The 17,014-nt window shown below is 75.1% G+C and carries 13 protein-coding genes and 1 pseudogene; 6 read left to right on the top strand and 8 right to left on the bottom strand.

Annotated elements, in window-relative coordinates; genetic code table 11:
* Window positions 1-191: 191 nt before the first annotated feature.
* The 4 genes from ACZ4MO_RS15000 to ACZ4MO_RS14985 all read left to right on the top strand — a co-directional run bounded on the left by ACZ4MO_RS15000 (window position 192) and on the right by ACZ4MO_RS14985 (window position 3,754).
* Window positions 192-1,010, top strand: coding sequence for an amino acid ABC transporter ATP-binding protein (locus ACZ4MO_RS15000; protein WP_083385403.1), 819 nt, complete (start codon window positions 192-194; stop codon window positions 1,008-1,010).
* 195 nt (window positions 1,011-1,205) lie between these two features.
* Complete coding sequence (locus ACZ4MO_RS14995) at window positions 1,206-2,066, top strand: transporter substrate-binding domain-containing protein (RefSeq protein ID WP_175009566.1); 861 nt, start codon at window positions 1,206-1,208, stop codon at window positions 2,064-2,066.
* Window positions 2,067-2,165: 99 nt separating this feature from the next.
* Complete coding sequence (locus ACZ4MO_RS14990) at window positions 2,166-2,855, top strand: amino acid ABC transporter permease (protein ID WP_074810025.1); 690 nt, start codon at window positions 2,166-2,168, stop codon at window positions 2,853-2,855.
* Entirely contained in the window at window positions 2,852-3,754 is a 903-nt protein-coding gene (locus tag ACZ4MO_RS14985) for an ABC transporter permease subunit (RefSeq protein WP_175009567.1), read from the top strand. The genes ACZ4MO_RS14990 and ACZ4MO_RS14985 overlap by 4 nt, the downstream gene beginning before the upstream one ends.
* Window positions 3,755-3,841: 87 nt before the next feature.
* Here the strand turns inward: ACZ4MO_RS14985 and ACZ4MO_RS14980 are convergent, their stop codons facing one another.
* From ACZ4MO_RS14980 to ACZ4MO_RS14960, 5 genes are all read right to left on the bottom strand, one after another.
* Window positions 3,842-4,333 (bottom strand): regulatory protein RecX, encoded by a 492-nt coding sequence (locus tag ACZ4MO_RS14980; RefSeq protein ID WP_255434854.1) that lies wholly within the window; start codon window positions 4,331-4,333, stop codon window positions 3,842-3,844.
* 116 nt (window positions 4,334-4,449) lie between these two features.
* Complete coding sequence (gene recA / locus ACZ4MO_RS14975) at window positions 4,450-5,559, bottom strand: recombinase RecA (protein ID WP_175009568.1); 1,110 nt, start codon at window positions 5,557-5,559, stop codon at window positions 4,450-4,452.
* Between the two features lie 209 nt (window positions 5,560-5,768).
* Complete coding sequence (locus ACZ4MO_RS14970) at window positions 5,769-6,569, bottom strand: MBL fold metallo-hydrolase (protein WP_175009569.1); 801 nt, start codon at window positions 6,567-6,569, stop codon at window positions 5,769-5,771.
* Window positions 6,566-8,761 carry an alkaline phosphatase family protein gene (locus ACZ4MO_RS14965; RefSeq protein WP_175009570.1) on the bottom strand — a complete coding sequence of 732 codons (2,196 nt, stop codon included), beginning with the start codon at window positions 8,759-8,761 and terminating at the stop codon, window positions 6,566-6,568. Before ACZ4MO_RS14965 ends, ACZ4MO_RS14970 begins: the two co-directional genes overlap by 4 nt.
* A gap of 140 nt (window positions 8,762-8,901) precedes the next feature.
* On the bottom strand, window positions 8,902-9,135 hold the full coding sequence (locus tag ACZ4MO_RS14960) for a DUF3046 domain-containing protein (protein ID WP_034655650.1): 234 nt from the start codon (window positions 9,133-9,135) through the stop codon (window positions 8,902-8,904).
* Between the two features lie 87 nt (window positions 9,136-9,222).
* Between ACZ4MO_RS14960 and ACZ4MO_RS14955 the strand changes: the two genes are divergently transcribed.
* Together ACZ4MO_RS14955 and ACZ4MO_RS14950 are read left to right on the top strand one after the other, a co-directional pair.
* Window positions 9,223-14,187, top strand: coding sequence for an Lhr family helicase (locus ACZ4MO_RS14955; RefSeq protein ID WP_175009571.1), 4,965 nt, complete (start codon window positions 9,223-9,225; stop codon window positions 14,185-14,187).
* 44 nt (window positions 14,188-14,231) lie between these two features.
* The gene (locus tag ACZ4MO_RS14950) at window positions 14,232-15,071 is read left to right on the top strand and encodes a DNA-formamidopyrimidine glycosylase family protein (protein WP_175009572.1); all 840 of its coding nucleotides are present in this window, start codon (window positions 14,232-14,234) and stop codon (window positions 15,069-15,071) included.
* A gap of 159 nt (window positions 15,072-15,230) precedes the next feature.
* Here ACZ4MO_RS14950 and ACZ4MO_RS14945 read toward each other — a convergent pair.
* From ACZ4MO_RS14945 to pgsA, 3 genes and pseudogenes are all read right to left on the bottom strand, one after another.
* Window positions 15,231-15,464 (bottom strand): annotated as a pseudogene (locus tag ACZ4MO_RS14945) (helix-turn-helix domain-containing protein); the annotation flags it as partial.
* Window positions 15,465-15,830: 366 nt separating this feature from the next.
* Window positions 15,831-16,388 carry a nicotinamide-nucleotide amidohydrolase family protein gene (locus ACZ4MO_RS14940; protein ID WP_175009573.1) on the bottom strand — a complete coding sequence of 186 codons (558 nt, stop codon included), beginning with the start codon at window positions 16,386-16,388 and terminating at the stop codon, window positions 15,831-15,833.
* Entirely contained in the window at window positions 16,385-17,014 is a 630-nt protein-coding gene (pgsA, locus tag ACZ4MO_RS14935) for a CDP-diacylglycerol--glycerol-3-phosphate 3-phosphatidyltransferase (protein WP_074810018.1), read from the bottom strand. Before pgsA ends, ACZ4MO_RS14940 begins: the two co-directional genes overlap by 4 nt.

The raw sequence follows: 17,014 nt of genomic DNA, 5'->3' as shown, positions 1-17,014 counted from the left end.
GTGCGGGGGTGCGCGTCGTCGGCCGGCGCAGCGGCGCTGGAGCGGGGTGCGGGGGCAGCCGGGACGGGGGCGGGGGCGATCGTGGACATCACCGTCCAGGGTACGGCTCCGGGTGCCGTGTTACTGAACTGTTGCCCGGTTGTTGCCGGATGAGGTGGCACCGTGCAACAGAAGGGACATAGTGTCCAGGAATGGCCGACGAAACCCCTTCGCCGTCCGACGCGCAGCGCAGCGCGCAGGACGCTCAGCCCCTCCCCGCCGAGCAGGTCCTCGGTGAGCCGCTCGTCGAGCTGCGCGACGTGAACAAGCACTTCGGCGAGCTCCACGTGCTGCGCGACATCAACCTCACGGTCCGGCGCGGCGAGGTGCTCGTCGTCATCGGACCGTCCGGCTCGGGCAAGTCGACCCTGTGCCGGGCGATCAACCGGCTGGAGACGATCGACTCGGGCGAGATCCTCGTGGACGGGGAGCCGTTGCCCGAAGAGGGGAAGGCGCTCGCACGCCTGCGCTCCGACGTCGGCATGGTCTTCCAGTCCTTCAACCTGTTCGCGCACAAGACGATCCTCGACAACGTGACGCTCGGGCCCGTCAAGGTGCGCCGTGAGCGGGGCAAGGACGCCAAGGAGCGCGCGCTGGCCCTCCTCGACCGGGTCGGCGTGAAGAACCAGGCGCAGAAGATGCCCGCGCAGCTCTCGGGCGGCCAGCAGCAGCGCGTGGCCATCGCCCGGGCCCTCGCGATGAAGCCCAAGGTCATGCTGTTCGACGAGCCCACGTCGGCGCTCGACCCCGAGATGATCAACGAGGTCCTCGACGTCATGGTCTCGCTCGCCAAGGAGGGCATGACCATGATCGTCGTCACCCACGAGATGGGCTTCGCCCGGAAGGCCGCCAACCGCGTCGTCTTCATGGCGGACGGCCAGATCGTCGAGGAGGCCCACCCCGAGGAGTTCTTCACCGCGCCGAAGAGCGAGCGCGCCCAGGACTTCCTCTCCAAGATCCTCACGCACTGAGCCCCGGACCGGGGACCTGACCACCGGAGACGCACCGGGCGGAGCAGCGAGGCGCCGCAACCGGACCGGTCCGGAGGACCCGACACCACGACCACGCACCGACCACCACGGACCGGGCCACCCGGCCCCCCACACCCGGCCGACCGACGCGGCACACCGTCGTCGGACGGCCACCACTCACGAAGGGTAGGAACGATGCGCACACGACACGCAGGTGCTGCCACGCTGGCCGCTCTCACCGCGCTCACGCTCGCAGCGTGCGGCGGCGGCGACGTCGGCGGCGAGAGCACGACCACGGACTCCGAGCAGACCGCCGGCGGCGGCGAGACGGTCAAGATCGGCATCAAGTTCGACCAGCCCGGTCTGGGGTACCAGGACGGGTCGACCTACACGGGGTTCGACGTCGACGTCGCGACCTACGTGGCGGGCGAGCTCGGCTTCTCCGAGGACCAGATCGAGTGGGTCGAGGCTCCGTCCGCGCAGCGCGAGACGATGCTGCAGACCGGTCAGGTCGACATGATCTTCGCGACGTACTCCATCACGGACACGCGCAAGGAGACGGTCGCGTTCGCCGGCCCGTACTTCGTCGCCGGGCAGGACCTGCTCGTCGCCGAGGACAACACCGACATCACCGGCCCCGAGTCGCTCGAGGGCAAGAACCTCTGCTCCGTCTCGGGCTCGACGTCCGCGCAGCGGATCAAGGACGAGTACGCCGCGGGCGTGCAGCTCCTCGAGCGCCCCGGGTACGCGGAGTGCGTCACGGCGCTCACCGCCGGCCAGGTCGACGCGGTCACGACCGACGACATCATCCTCGCGGGCCTCGCGGCGCAGCCGCAGAACAAGGGCAAGGTGAAGGTGGTCGGCGCCCCGTTCTCGACCGAGCGCTACGGCGTCGGCCTCCCCCAGGACAACGACGTCTGCGAGGACGTCAACGCCGCGATCGAGAAGATGATCGAGGACGGCTCCTGGGAGGAGTTCGTGAGCAAGAACACCGAGGGCACCGGGTACACGCCGAACGCGAGCGAGAACCCGCCGACGGTCGACGCCTGCGCCTGACCGTCCACGTCACGGGGGAGCGGCGCACCGCTGCGCCGCTCCCCCGGCCGTCGGGTCCCTCGAGGACCCGGCACGACCCCACCCGGAGGACAACGAACCGTGGGTGACTACCTCTCCCAGACCTGGGCGCTCGCCCAGGAGTACGACGTGCTCGGAGCGTTCTGGGTCAACATCCAGCTGACGTTCTGGGCAGCGATCCTGTCGCTCGTGCTCGGCACCGCGCTCGCGCTCATGCGCATCTCCCCCGTGCCGAGCCTGCGCTGGGCCGGCGCGACGTACGTGAACCTCCTGCGGAACACGCCGCTGACGATCATCATGACGTTCATGGTCCTCGCGGTGTGGACCCAGCTGCAGATCAGCCTGTCCACGGACTTCGCCTCGAACTTCTTCCGGTTCGCGGTCATCGGCCTCGCCGTCTACCACGCCGCGTTCGTCTGCGAGGCGATCCGCTCGGGGGTGAACACCGTGCCGATCGGTCAGGCCGAGGCCGCGCGCGCCATCGGTCTGTCGTTCCTGCCGGCCGCGCGCCTGGTCATCCTGCCTCAGGCGTTCCGCGGCGCGATCGCCCCGCTCGGCAACACCCTCATCGCGCTGCTGAAGAACTCCACCGTGGCGGCGGCCGCGAGCGTCACGACCGAGACGTCGACGCTCATGAGGACCATGATCGAGTTCAACTCGAACTACATCTACGGGATCTTCCTCACGTTCGCGATCGGCTACGTCGTGCTGGTCATCCCCATCGGCCTGCTCACCACGTCCCTCTCCCAACGACTGGCGGTCCGCCGATGAGAACCCAGCAGTCCGTCCTCTTCGACGCCCCCGGCCCCCGCGCCCGGCGCGCCATCGCCGTCGGGAACGTGATCGGTGCCGTGGTCGTGCTCGGGATAGCGGCGCTCGTGCTGCTGGAGCTCGGGCGCAAGGGCCAGCTCTCGTGGGAGCAGTGGGGCCCCGTCTTCACGGCCAACGCGTGGGAGAACTACTTCCTCCCGGGCCTGCAGAACACGCTGCGTGCCGCCGGGTTCGCGATCGTCGGTGCCGTCGTCTTCGGGCTGGTCTTCGGCTCCGGCAGGCTCTCGCACGTGCGGGTCGTGCGCTGGGGGTGCGGTGTCGTGGTCGAGTTCTTCCGCGCCGTTCCGGTGCTGCTCATGATGATCTTCTTCTGGCTCCTGCTGGGCCTGCAGAAGGTCCCGGACGCCCCGTTCCTCGCGGTCGTGATCTCGCTCGTGCTCTACAACGGCTCGGTGATCGCCGAGCTCGTCCGGTCCGGCGTCGGCAACCTGCCGAAGGGGCAGGGGGAGGCCGGTCTGGCCATCGGGCTGACGCGTGGTCAGACGCTGCGGTCGATCCAGCTGCCGCAGGCGCTCATCGCCATGCTGCCCGCGCTCGTGTCGCAGCTCGTCGTCGTGCTCAAGGACACGGCGCTCGGCCAGATCATCACGTACCCCGAGCTGCTGCGGGCCGCGCAGATCCTCGGCGTCGGGTTCGGGAACACCCTGCAGACGCTCACGGTCGCCGCGGTCATCTTCATCGTCATCAACTACGCACTGACCACCCTGGCCCAGTGGCTCTCGCGCTTCCTCAGCGGGCGCACCGCGGGCGCCACGGCTGCCGGCCCGGGGATCGGCAACCCGACAGCCGTCGCGGGCGGTCCCGCGGACGAGGCGCCGGCCGTGTCCACGGCGCGCTGACGCACCCGTCGCCCGCCCGGTCACGGGCGGGCGACGGGCCGCTGCGGCCGGGCGGCCCGCCGGTCCGCGACCGGGTCCGCGGGGCGGTCATTCCTCCGCGTCGAGCTCGCGCTGCACGATCTCGAAGGCCAGCCCGGGGCTGTATCCCTTGCGGGCGAGCGCGCCGACCGTCCGCCGCACGCGGACGTCGCGGTCGAGGCCGCGCGTCCTGGCGAGGCGCGTCCGCGCGAGGGCCAGGGCGGCGTCCGCCTCGGAGTCGTCGTCGACCTGCTCGAGCGCGGCCGCGCCGACCTCGCCGTCGATCCCCCGCCGGCGCAGCTCGGTCGAGATCGCGCGACGGGACAGCCCACGCTCCGCGTGGCGCGTGCGGACGATCATCTCCGCGTATTGCGCGTCGTCGACGAGCCCGACCTCCTCGAAACGGTCGAGGATCGGGAGCACGACGTGCTCCGGGTAGCCCTTGCGCGCGAGCGACTGCGTGAGCTCCGCACGGCTCTTCGGCGCTGCGGTGAGGATGCGCAGGACGGTCTCGCGGGCACGCTCGGCGAGGTCGGCGTCGCTGATCTCGCCGCGCTCCACGAGCTCGTGCAGCGACGGGCGCGGGCGCCGCCCGGCCTTGCGGCCCGTGCGGCGCCCGTCGTCCTCCTCGGGCGGGTCGAGAGGCTCGACGCCCTCGCTCCCGTCCTGCTCGCCGATCAGAACGGCGACTTCTTCCCCTTGGCGGCCGCGGCCGGTGCCTTCGCCGCGGCAGGCGCGGCGTCGGTCGCGACGGTCACGCCGGCGGCCGGGTCGGCCGGTGCGTCGACCTTGGCCCCGACGCCGAGCTTCTCCTTGATCTTCTTCTCGAGCTCGTTCGCGAGGTCGGGGTTGTCGCGCAGGAACGAGCGCGCGTTCTCCTTGCCCTGACCGAGCTGGTCGCCGCCGTAGGTGAACCACGACCCGGACTTGCGCACGAACCCGTGCTCCACGCCCATGTCGATGAGGCCACCCTCGCGAGAGATGCCGACCCCGTAGAGGATGTCGAACTCGGCCTGCTTGAACGGCGGGGCCATCTTGTTCTTGACGACCTTCACGCGGGTCCGGTTGCCGACCGCGTCGGTGCCCTCCTTGAGGGTCTCGATGCGGCGGATGTCGAGGCGGACCGAGGCGTAGAACTTCAGCGCCTTGCCACCGGTCGTCGTCTCCGGAGAGCCGAAGAACACGCCGATCTTCTCGCGGAGCTGGTTGATGAAGATCGCGGTGGTGCCGGACGCGCTGAGCGCACCGGTGATCTTGCGCAGCGCCTGCGACATGAGGCGGGCCTGGAGACCGACGTGGCTGTCGCCCATCTCGCCCTCGATCTCCGCCTTGGGCACGAGAGCCGCGACGGAGTCGATGACGATGATGTCGAGCGCGCCCGAGCGGATCAGCATGTCCGTGATCTCGAGCGCCTGCTCCCCCGTGTCCGGCTGGGAGACGAGCAGGGCGTCGGTGTCGACGCCGAGCTTCTTCGCGTACTCCGGGTCGAGGGCGTGCTCGGCGTCGATGAACGCCGCGATGCCCCCGGCGCGCTGGGCGCTGGCCACGGCGTGCAGCGCGACGGTCGTCTTTCCGGAGGACTCCGGGCCGTACACCTCGATGACGCGGCCGCGCGGCAGGCCGCCGATGCCGAGCGCGATGTCAAGCGCGATGGAGCCCGTGGGGATGACCTCGACGGGGGCGCGGCCCTCCTCGCCGAGGCGCATGACGGAGCCCTTGCCGAAGCTCCGGTCGATCTGGGCGAGGGCTGCCTCGAGCGCCTTCTCGCGGTCTGCGGGTGCGGGCATGTCAGTCCACCTTCGGTTCGACGTCCATCAGTTCGTTGTGGCCCGACGTTACGGGCAGCCACCGACACGCGGTGCCGACGAGCCCCGGACCTGGGGACCGTCGTGCCGGACCGGCGTCCTGGGCCCGCCGGAGCGCGCCCTGTGCACAACTCTAGCCGAACACGTGTTCGATCACGGAACGCGCCCCGGCGTGTCCGCGACCTCGCGGCTCACCCGGCGTCGTCCGCGGACCACGACCCGCCGGGCTTCAGCACGACGACCCGCGTCCCGGGGGACTCGCGCTGCACGGCGGCCTCGAACGCCGCGCCCGCGTGGTCCATCCAGCCGCGCGGCAGGTGCTGCCCCCCGGGCGCGTGCAGCGTGCCCCAGTGCACGGGGACCGCGACACGCACCCCGACCTCGGCGCACACCCGCGCGGCCTGCGCCGGACCGAGGTGCCCGCCCGAGAGCCGCGGCCCCCACCCGCCGACCGGAACGAGGGCCACGTCCACCGGACCGCCCGCGAGCGCCGGGAGGTGCACCATCCCGGGGTGGTGCTCGGTGTCGCCCGCCACCCACACGCGCAGGCCGTCGGGGCCGGTCGTCCGCACGAGGTGGCCGTTCGCCGCGTTGGGCCGGTGCGGCATCGGCCGGTGCCCGTGCACCGCGGTGACGAGCCGCGTCTCCACCCCGGCCCCCGGCGGCCCCACGGCGTGCCACGCCTCGCCCAGGCCGACGCCGCGCAGCCCCTTGCTGCGCAGCCACCGCGCGTTGGCGGGCGCCGTGAGGACGGGCACGTCGCCGAGGAGCCGCAGCGACCGCAGCTCGGCGTGGTCGTGGTGGAGGTGGGACAGCAGGACGGCGTCGCTGCCGCGCCACACCGGGGCAGGCTGCGCGCCGCGCCGTCGGAGCATCCCGGCGTGCCGGTGCAGGAGCGGGTCCGTCACGAGCCGGGCCGTCGGCCCGCCGGTGGTCGCGGCGAGGTCGAGCACCGCGCTCGAGTGCCCGAGCCACGTGACGGTGACGCTCACGCGACGCTCCCCCGGCCCGGCGCCTCCTCGGCGACCGGCGGTCGCACCCCGAGGTCCCTGAGCCACGCGACGAGCCGGCGGTGCACCGCCTCGGCCCCGACGAGCATCGGCGTGCCGTCCACGTCCTCGAGCTCGTCGTCGGGCACCGCGAGGTGCGCCGGGTGCAGCAGCACCGCCTGGTTCTGCGCCCCGCCGAGACCGCCGTGCGACCCGACGAGGCCCTCGAACGCGTGCACCATCCCGACCTCGTCGACGCTCGAGACGAGCACGAGGTCCCCGGCGTCCTCCAGCCCGGCGACGCGCACGAGGTCCGCCGCCGCCCGCGACCCGAACGGCGCGAGCGGGTCCGCGCCCACGACCTCGCCCGTCAGCAGGTCGCGCGAGCCGCCCCGCCCGTGCGCCCGGACCTCCCCGCGCGGGCCGCGCTCCACGACGACGCCGACCGCGGGGTTCGCGACGAGCCCCGGGAGGAGCGCGGGCCACCGGGCGCGGACCTCGTCGCCCGTGAGGCGACGCGGCGCGCGCGGGAACCACACCATCCCGAGGTTGCCCGACCCGACGACCGCGACCTCGGGCAGCTCGGGCAGGGCGGGTGCGGTGTCCGCGCGGCGCTCGGAGCGGTCCGGGCCCACGAGCATGCGGCCCGCCTCCGCGTCCCGGGCGCCCGGCTGCCCCGGGCGCAGCGCGTTGAGGGCCGTGTTCGCGGGGCCCCACGCCTCGCTGTCCGGGGCCGTCGCCCGACGCCGCCCCTCGCCCCGGGCGGACGCGTCGCCGTCCCGCGCGCGGCCGTCGTCGTCCGGGCGAGCCCCGTCGCCGGGCGGGTCGAGCGCCATGAGGCGTCGCACCTCGTCGAGGAACGAGCGGCCGGTCACCTGCTCGAACGTCGCGCCGAGCGACTGCCCGTGGTCCGAGAGCACGACGACGTCGTAGCGCCGGGGCGCGACGGCCGCGACCTGCTCCCAGAGCCCGACGACGCGGTCCAGGCCCTCGAGCGCACGCAGCGACTCGGGCCGCAGCGGTCCGGCGTGGTGCGCGATCTCGTCGTAGTCCACGAGGTCGACGCACACGACGGGCGCCCCGCGCACGAGCTGCTCCGCGACGAGCGTCGTGTTGAGGTCGCGGAGCACGACGTTCGTCACGGCGCGCAGCACCGGGTACCAGCCGAGGCGCGACACGCGCGGCTCTACGCCGCGCACCGCCTGCTGCCAGCCCTGGTACAGCTCCTTGAGCAGCTCACCGAGCGCGACGACCACGGCGCGCACGAGGACGAACGGGCTCGCGAAGAAGTGCACGAACATCTGCCCGGGCCCCAGGCCCTCGCGCGCCCGGCTCATGACGAGCAGGCTCGTCGCCGCGTCGCCGGAGAACATCGTCGAGACGGCGACCCCGCCGCCCGCGAGCAGCCCGGCGCCGTCGCTCGTGCGCGCCTCGACCGCCGCCGCGTCCGCGGGCCGGTTCGTCACGACGAGCCGCCCCAGCGCGCGCGACCACCACCGGAAGGCGGGCACGTGCTCGGTCGACCCGTGCAGGAGGCCGACGGTCGAGGCGGGCGTCGTCGCGGGCACGCGGGCCCACCACGTCGTGAGGTGGTGGGTGCCGTCGCCGACCCACCGCGCGAGCGTCGGGGCGAGCCCTGCCTGGAGGGCGTAGTCGAGCGTGGGGCGCGCGACGCCGTCGAGCAGGACGACGAGCAGGCCCGCCGGGCGCTCTGCCGCGGCGCCCGCGGCGCCTCCCCGGGGCACCCCGGCCTGGCGCCGCGCGCGCCGGAGCAGGTCCCCGATCACGTACTCGTTGTCGCTCGCCCCGACGACCCAGCGCCCGAGCGCCATGAGCACGCCCGCGAGGACGAGGACGGCGAGGACGTCGGTCCACGTCCCGCTCCGGAACCCCGGGAGGTAGGTGAGCGCCGCCCACGCGACCGCGACCTGGGCGGCCACGCCCGAGACGAGCGCGCCGACGACGCCGGACCGGCGCGCGACCCCGCGCAGCACCGGGCGCAGCAGCGCGTCACCCAGCGCCACCGCGAGCGCCGCCAGGACGAGCGACCAGGGGTTCGTCACCTCGACGCCGGGGACGACCCAGATCGCGAGCCCCAGCCCGGCCGCCGTCGAGACGAGCGACCAGGCCGCGCCGCGCACGTCGGCGGCGGTGAGGCGCAGCGTGGCGCGGCGGCCGCGGGCGGGAACGCTCATGCCGCCATCATCGCGGGGCACGACGGGGTGCGCTCCTCGACCGGCCCGGGCGCGGCGCCGGCACCGGCACCGGCCCGGTCAGGGGCAGCTCCGGTCAGGGCAGCTCCGGTCAGGGCAGGTCCGGTCAGGGGCAGGTCCGGTCAGCGGCGCGGCGGCGCCTGGCGGTGGTCGTCGTTCCCCCACCGCCGCGCGTCGGGCACGTCGAGCGCGTCGCACAGCGCGTGCCAGACGACGCGCGGCTCGACCCCGTCCTCGAGCGCCTGGGCGGCGGTCCGGTCGTCGAGCGCGGACAGCACCTGCTCCCGCACGTAGGCGCGGCCGAGGGCCGCACCGAACACCTCGTCGACCAGCTCGGAGAACTCGCGGTAGCGCACGGGCCAAGCCTTGCACGGATCTGCGGCCGCCCGGTCGCGCACCCGAGCGGGCGGGCGCGTGTGGGTGGGTACCCCCAGAATGGGCGCGTGACCTCGGACCCGCTCGCCCGCTTCGCCGCGCCCACGCGCGCGTGGTTCTCGGGCGCGTTCGACGCCCCGACCGCCGCGCAGGCCGGTGCGTGGGAGGCGGTGTCGAGCGACCGGCACGCGCTCGTGGTCGCCCCGACCGGCTCGGGCAAGACGCTCGCCGCGTTCCTCTGGTCGCTCGACCGGATCCTCGCCGCGCCCCCGGAGGAGGCCCCGGCACGCGAGGCGCGCTGTCGCGTCGTCTACGTCTCGCCGCTCAAGGCGCTCGCCGCGGACGTCGAGCGGAACCTGCGCTCGCCGCTCGCGGGCATCCGCCAGGCCGCGGTGCGGCTCGGGCTCGAGGTGCCGGACGTCGTCGTCGGCACGCGCACCGGGGACACCCCCACGAGCGAGCGCCGCCGGCTCGCCACGCACCCGCCGGACATCCTCATCACGACGCCCGAGTCGCTGTTCCTCGTGCTGACGTCGCAGGCGCGCGCGGGGCTCGTGGGCGTCGAGACGGTGATCGTCGACGAGATCCACGCGGTGGCCGGGACCAAGCGGGGCGCCCACCTCGCCGTGTCGCTCGAGCGCCTGGACGCCCTGCTCGAGGCGCACGAGCGGCCACCCGCGCAGCGCGTCGGCCTGTCGGCCACGGTCCGCCCTGTCGAGGCGGTCGCCACCTTCCTCGGCGGGCACCGGCCCGAGGCCGAGGGCGGGCGCGAGGTCGTCGTCGTGCAGCCGCCGTCGAGCAAGCGCATCGAGGTCGACGTCGTCGTGCCCGTCCCCGACCTCTCGGACCTCGGGACGGCGACGCTCGTGCCCGACGCCGGCTCGCGGTCCGACGGCGGTCTGCCGCCCCTGCCACCCGGCGAGCGCGACCTCACGGGCCCGGCCACGTCCCGCCCGACGGGCGCTCCCGACGTCCGCCCGCCGCGCCCGTCCGTCTGGCCGCACGTCGAGGAGCGCGTCGTCGACCTCGTCACCGACCACCGCTCGACGCTCGTCTTCACGAACTCGCGCCGCGGCGCGGAACGGCTCACCGCGCGCATGAACGAGCTGTGGGCCGAGCGGCAGGGCGAGGACGTGCTCGACCCGGGCACGGTCACCGCGGCGCAGGTGCAGGCGCAGTCGGGCGCGAGCTCGGGCGTCGAGCCGGTCATCGCCCGCGCGCACCACGGGTCGATGAGCCGGGCCGAGCGCACGCGCACGGAGACCGAGCTCAAGGACGGCCGCCTGCCCGCGGTCGTCGCGACGTCGAGCCTCGAGCTCGGCATCGACATGGGCGCGGTGGACCTCGTGGTGCAGGTCGGCGCGCCCCCCTCGGTCGCGTCGGGCCTGCAGCGGATCGGGCGGGCGGGCCACCAGGTGGGGGCGGTGTCGCACGGCGTCGTGTTCCCCACGCACCGGGGCGACCTCGTGCCGTCGGCGGTCGTCGCCGAGCGCATGCGCTCCGGCGGCATCGAGGAGCTCCACGTGCTCGCGAACCCGCTCGACGTCCTCGCCCAGCAGGTCGTGGCGATGGTCGCGGTCGACGAGTGGACGGTCGCGGAGCTCGCGGCGCTCGTGCGGCGCAGCGAGCCCTACGCCCACCTCGGTGACGCGTCGCTGCACGCCGTCCTCGACATGCTCGCGGGCCGCTACCCGAGCGAGGACTTCGGCGAGCTGCGCGCACGGATCGTGTGGGACCGCGCGACGGGCCGGCTGACGGGTCGGCCGGGCGCGCTGCGGCTCGCCGCGACGAGCGGCGGCACGATCCCCGACCGCGGGATGTACGGCGTGTTCCTCGCGACGGACGCGGGGACGGGGACCGTCGCGGGCGACCCGGACACCGCGGGCGGACGCGCCCCGCGCGGCGGCAAGCGCGTCGGCGAGCTCGACGAGGAGATGGTCTACGAGTCGCGCGTCGGCGACACGTTCACGCTCGGGTCGAGCACGTGGCGCATCGAGGACATCACGCCCGACCGCGTGCTCGTCACGCCCGCGCCGGGCATCCCCGGGCGGCTGCCGTTCTGGAAGGGCGACTCCCCCGGCCGCCCCGCCGAGCTCGGTCGGGCGCTCGGCGCGTGGGTGCGCGAGACGGACGCGCTCGCGGCCACCGACCCCGACGCGGCGGCCGACCGCCTGCGCACCGCCGGGCTCGACGCGTGGGCGAGCGACAACCTGCTGGCCTACCTGCGCGAGCAGCGCGACGCCACCGGGCGCGTCCCCGACGACCGTACGGTCGTCGTCGAGCGCTTCCGCGACGAGCTCGGCGACTGGCGCGTCGTGGTGCACTCGCCGTACGGAGCGAAGGTGCACGCGCCGTGGGCGCTCGTCCTCGCCGCGCGCCTGCGCGAGCGCTACGGGGTCGACGCCGCCGCGATGCACGCCGACGACGGCATCGTGCTGCGTCTCCCGGACACCGGGGACTCGTGGCTCGAGGGAGCGACCGACGGCTCGGGCGGGCTCGGCGGGGACGCGCCCGTCGTCGGCGTGGAGGACCTGCTCCTCGACCCGGACGACGTGCTCGACGCGGTGCGCGACGAGCTCGGCGGGTCGGTGATGTTCGCGTCGCGGTTCCGCGAGGCCGCCGCCCGCGCGCTCCTGCTGCCCCGACGCCGTCCGGACCGCCGCCAGCCGCTGTGGCAGCAGCGCCAGCGCTCGGCCCAGCTCCTGTCGGTGGCGTCGGAGTACCCGGAGTTCCCGATCGTCCTCGAGGCCGCGCGCGAGTGCCTGCAGGACGACTTCGACGTCGCGGCGCTCACGGACCTCATGCGCGACCTCGCCGCCGGGCGCGTGCGTCTCGTCGAGGTGACGACCCCGACGCCGTCGCCCTTCGCGCAGTCCCTGCTGTTCGGGTACACGGCGCAGTTCCTGTACGACGGCGACGCCCCGCTCGCGGAGCGCCGCGCCGCCGCGCTGTCGCTCGACCCCACGCTCCTCGCCGAGCTGCTCGGCGGCGACGGCGTCGCTGCCCAGCTCGCCGACCTGCTCGACCCCGCCCAGATCGAGCGGACCGAGGCCGAGCTCGGCGCGCTCGCGCCCGAGCGGCAGGCGCGCCACGCCGAGGACGTGTGGGACGTGCTGCGCCGGCTGGGCCCGCTCACCGAGGCCGAGGTCGCGGCGCGCACCCGCGAGGACGTGCGCGCCGACGTCGCGGCCTGGCTGCGCGAGCTCGAGGCCGCGCGCCGCATCATGCCCGTGCGGCTGGCGGGGGTCGCGCCCGAGCGCGCGCAGCAGTGGGCGGTCGTGGAGGACGCCGGCCGCCTGCGCGACGCGCTCGGCGTCGCGCTGCCCGTCGGCATCCCCGAGGTGTTCACGGAGCCCGTCCCCGACCCGCTGGGCGACCTCGTGCGCCGCCACGCGCGCACGCACGGCCCGTTCACCGCCGCCGACCTCGCCGCACGCCTCGGGCTGGGCGTCGCCGTCGTCGTGCAGACGCTCGAGCGGCTCGAGGCGGCCCGGCTCGTCGTGCGCGGCCGGCTGCGGCCCGAGGCGATCGGCGGCACGGGCGACGACTGGTGCGACGCCGAGGTGCTGCGCGTCCTGCGCCGTCGCTCGCTCGCCGCGCTGCGCGCCGAGGTGGAGCCCGTCCCCGCCGAGACGCTGGGCGTGTTCCTCCCGCGCTGGCAGGGCCTCGGGGCTCTGCGCGGCGTCGACGGGCTGCTGCGCGTCGTCGAGCAGCTCTCCGGCGCGGCCGTCCCCGCGTCGGCGCTCGAGACCCTCGTGCTCCCGGCGCGCGTGAGCGACTACACCCCGACGATGCTCGACGAGCTGACGACGACCGGCGAGGTCGTCTGGTGCGGGCACGCTCCGCTGCCCGGGTCGGGCGGGGGCGACGGTCTCGTCAGCCTGCACCTCGCGGAGTGGGCGCCGCTCACGCTGCCCGACCCGGGCCCGGCGCCCGAGACCGGCCTCCACGCCACGCTGCTCGACCTGCTCGAGGGCTCGGGCGGCTACTTCCTCCCGCGGCTGGCCGAGCGCGCCGGCGCGGAGACCGTCCCGACGCTCGAGGCGCTGTGGGACCTCGTGTGGTCGGGCCACGTGACGAACGACGGCCTCGGGTCGCTGCGCGCACGGCTGGGCGCTGCCGGGGGGGCCCACCGCGCGCCGCGCGCCCGGGCCCGGGCCCGACCGCTCGCGCGCGGCCGGTTCGCGGGCCTGCGCCCACCGACGTCACCCGAGACGGTGCTGCGCGGCGGCGCCGGGCGCTGGTCGGCGCTGCCGCTGCGCGAACCCGACCCGACACGTCGGGCGCACGCGCTCGCCCGGGTGCTGCTCGACCGCCACGGCGTGCTCACCCGCGCCGTCGCGCCCGCCGAGGGCGTCGCCGGGTCGTTCCGCGCGGTGTACCGCGTGCTGAGCGAGCTGGAGGCCACGGGCGCGGCGCGGCGCGGGTACTTCGTCGAGCACCTCGGCGGCTCGCAGTTCGCGCTGCCGGGCGCGGTCGACCAGCTCCGGACCGACGCGCAGGACCGTGAGCGTGCGCTCGAGGCCGACGCCGCGGCGGGCGCGACCGACCCGTTCGCCCCGCTCCCCGACGCGCGGACGTCGCGCGGCGGTCCGCGTCCCGGCGCCGTGCTGCTCGCCGCGACGGACCCGGCGAACCCCTACGGTGCGGCGCTCCCCTGGCCCGCCCGGCCGGCGAACGGACCGGCGGCACCCGGCGCCGAGGGCGCGACCGGCGAGGGCTCGCGCGGCCACCGCCCCGGCCGCAAGGCCGGTGCCGTCGTCGTGCTGAGCGACGGCGACCTCGCCCTCTACGTCGAGCGCGGCGGACGGTCGGTCCTGTCCTTCGTGGACGGTCCGCGCCTCGCCGAGGCGAGCGCCGCGCTGGTCCGCGCGGTGCGGGCGGGCACGCTCGGGAAGATCGTGGTCCAGCGGGTCGACGGCGTGGAGGCGCTCGCCGGTGCGGGCACCACGGCGACCCCGGCGGACGACGCGGTGCGCGCGCTGCTCGACGCCGGCTTCCGCGCGACGCCGCGCGGCCTGCGGGCGGCCTGACGTGCGCCGGTCGTCGCACGCCTGCGGCCACGGAGGGCGGTCGCGTGCCCGAGGGTGACATCCTGCGCCTCGTCTCAGCCCGCCTCGACGAGGCGCTCAAGGACCGGGTGCTCGTCCGCTCGGACCTGCGGTGGCCGAGCGCGGCGGAGATCGACCTCGCCGGCCGGGTGGTCGTCGGGAACGCGGCCTACGGCAAGCACCTGTTCACGCGGTTCGACGACGGCCGGTCCCTGCACACGCACCTGCGCATGGAGGGGTCGTGGCGGCTCGCGCGGACGGGCACCCACGACGCGCGCGGAGCGGAGCCGAACGTGCGCGTGGTCCTCGCGAACGAGTGGTGGACGGCGGTCGGGAACCGGATCGGCATGCTGCACGTCCTGCGCACCGCGGACGAGCGCGTGATCGTCGGGCCCCTCGGCCCCGACGTGCTCGGCGACGACTTCCCGGAGACCGGCCTGCCGGAGGCGGTCGCCCGGATGCGGGCCGACGACGCGGCGGGCGGGAGCGGCCCCCGGCACCGGCCGGAGCGGGCAACGACCGGCGTCCCCGTCGCGGAGGCCCTGCTCGACCAGCACCTCGTCGCCGGCATCGGCACGATCTACACGGCCGAGTCGCTCTTCGCCGAGCACGTCTACCCGTGGACGCCCGTCCGCGACGTCGAGGACCTCGAGGGCCTCCTGCTCACGGCGCGCGCGCTCATGCAGCGCACCGTCCGGCACGGGTTCGACCCGCGCGCGGGCGTCGTGCGGCACGTGCACGGGCGCACACGAAAGGCGTGCCACGTGTGCGGCACGCCTGTCGCGGAAGGTACGGCGAACGAGCCCCCGTACGACCGTCCGATCTTCTGGTGTCCGACCTGCCAGGCACCGCCCGCAGCAGGATGACGGCGGGCGTCGCTGCCCCCGCTCCCGGTGCGGCCGGTCCCGGCCCGACCGTCAGCCGACGGGCTGCAGGTCCTCGCGGCGTGCCGTGCCTTCGGGATGCTGGCGACCCAGCACGGCCGTCGCGAAGTCGGCCGGGATGGTGTCGGGGATCAGCAGACCCTCGGCGACGGCGACCCGGTCGCTGACCTCGCGCAGCACCAACGACATCGGGATGTCGAGCGCCTCGCAGATCGAGCCGAGGAGCTCCGACGACGCTTCCTTCTGACCGCGCTCGACCTCGCTGAGGTAGCCCAGCGAGACCCGTGCGGCGGAGGACACCTCTCGCAGGGTGCGCCCCTGTCGCTGGCGAGCGTCTCGCAGCACGTCCCCGATCTCTCGTCGAAGAACAATCATCTGGCGACCCCCTTCCGTGTCCCGTGCGCCCCCGGGAGCCGGAGAGGCCCCCACCTGGGTGCGCGAACTGCTCGTGCCGGTCTTCCTGTTCACTGCCCCGCGTGACGGGGTCGTCCTACCGTACCCCGCCCGCGGTCCGCTCACGTCGCCGGTGCCCCGTGCGGGACGGGCCGCAGGGGCGTTGTCCGTGCGTCCCACCGGTCGGTTGACGGTCCTGTTGGCGATCACGTGCTGTGCAACGTCCCGACGTGGGGCGTTGTTCCCGCGCCGGGGCTCGCGCCCGGTCCCCCGCGGCACGTTCACGACCTCTCCACGACGCGTCCGACCGGGCTCGCGCAGCTCCCCGCCCGACGCCCGTCCAGGATTTCACCCGACGGCGGGCGCCTCTCCGCCGCCGGTCGTCGGCGGCCCGACGGCGGAGCGCGCGAGCGCCACCGCGGCGGCCACCGTCGCGGCGCGGACGGTCGCACGGTCGCCGTCGACGTGCAGCTCCCGCACGTCGGTGCCGCCCGGTCCGCTCACGGCGACGAAGACGGTGCCCGGAGCCCGGCCGTCCTGCGGGTCGGGACCCGCGACGCCCGTGGTCGCGACCCCGACGTCGGCCCCGAGCACGCCGCGCACACGCTCGGCCATCTGGCGCGCGACCTCGGGGTGCACGGCTCCGTGCGCGGCGAGCAGGTCGCCGTCGACGCCGAGGACCGCCTCCTTGACGTCGGTCGCGTACGCGACGACGGCGCCCCGCAGCACGCGTGAGGCGCCGGGCACGTCGACGATCGTCGCGCTGAGCAGGCCGCCCGTGAGGGACTCGGCGGTCCCGAGAGTCCACCCGCGGGCCTCCAGCGCGTCGAGCAGGTCCACGACGTCGGGCCGGACGTCCGGCCCGGTGGCCGACGACGTCCCCGCCGGGACCGCGGCGGCGGTCATGAGACGGAGGCGCCGTCCGCGCTCGGACCGCGCTCGACGACCCGGGCCGCGCGCACCGCGTCGCGGCGCAGGCGCCAGCCCTGGTACGCGTACTCCAGCCCGGTCACGACGGTGACCAGGATGGCCGCGGCGAGCACGACCCACGCGACGACGCCGACGAACGCCGGCAGGTGCGCCAGCGGGAGCACGAAGAGCGTGATCGCGACGGTCTGGAGCACGGTCTTGAGCTTCCCGCCGCGCGACGCGGGCATGACCGCGTACTTGAGGACGGCGAACCGCAGGAGCGTGACGCCCAGCTCGCGCGCGAGCACGACCACGGGGACCCACCAGGGCAGCTCGCCGAGCGGCCACGCGAGCAGCACGAGCGCGGTGCCCACGAGCAGCTTGTCCGCGATCGGGTCGAGGAGCTTGCCCAGGTCCGTGACGAGGTCGTAGCGCCGCGCGAGGTAGCCGTCGAGGCGGTCCGACGTCGCGGCGAGGACGAAGATGCCCGTCGCGACGAGGCGCCACGTGACGGACTCCCCGCCGTCGACGAGGAGCGCCCACGCGAAGAACGGGACGAGCAGGATCCTCGCCATGGTGACGAGGTTCGCGGAGTTCCACGGCGAGGGGACGGCGTTGACCAC

Source organism: Sphaerisporangium cinnabarinum (assembly GCF_055567015.1).
The sequence above is the reverse complement of the archived record's forward strand: the minus strand, read 5'-3'. Positions and strand labels throughout refer to the sequence as shown.

Coding starts and splice junctions, on each gene's coding strand:
- ACZ4MO_RS15000 (WP_083385403.1), top strand. CDS start 192: ATGGCCGACGAAACCCCTTCGCCGTCCGACGCGCAGCGCAGCGCGCAG.
- ACZ4MO_RS14995 (WP_175009566.1), top strand. CDS start 1,206: ATGCGCACACGACACGCAGGTGCTGCCACGCTGGCCGCTCTCACCGCG.
- ACZ4MO_RS14985 (WP_175009567.1), top strand. CDS start 2,852: ATGAGAACCCAGCAGTCCGTCCTCTTCGACGCCCCCGGCCCCCGCGCC.
- recA (WP_175009568.1), bottom strand. CDS start 5,559: ATGCCCGCACCCGCAGACCGCGAGAAGGCGCTCGAGGCAGCCCTCGCC.
- ACZ4MO_RS14965 (WP_175009570.1), bottom strand. CDS start 8,761: ATGAGCGTTCCCGCCCGCGGCCGCCGCGCCACGCTGCGCCTCACCGCC.
- ACZ4MO_RS14940 (WP_175009573.1), bottom strand. CDS start 16,388: ATGACCGCCGCCGCGGTCCCGGCGGGGACGTCGTCGGCCACCGGGCCG.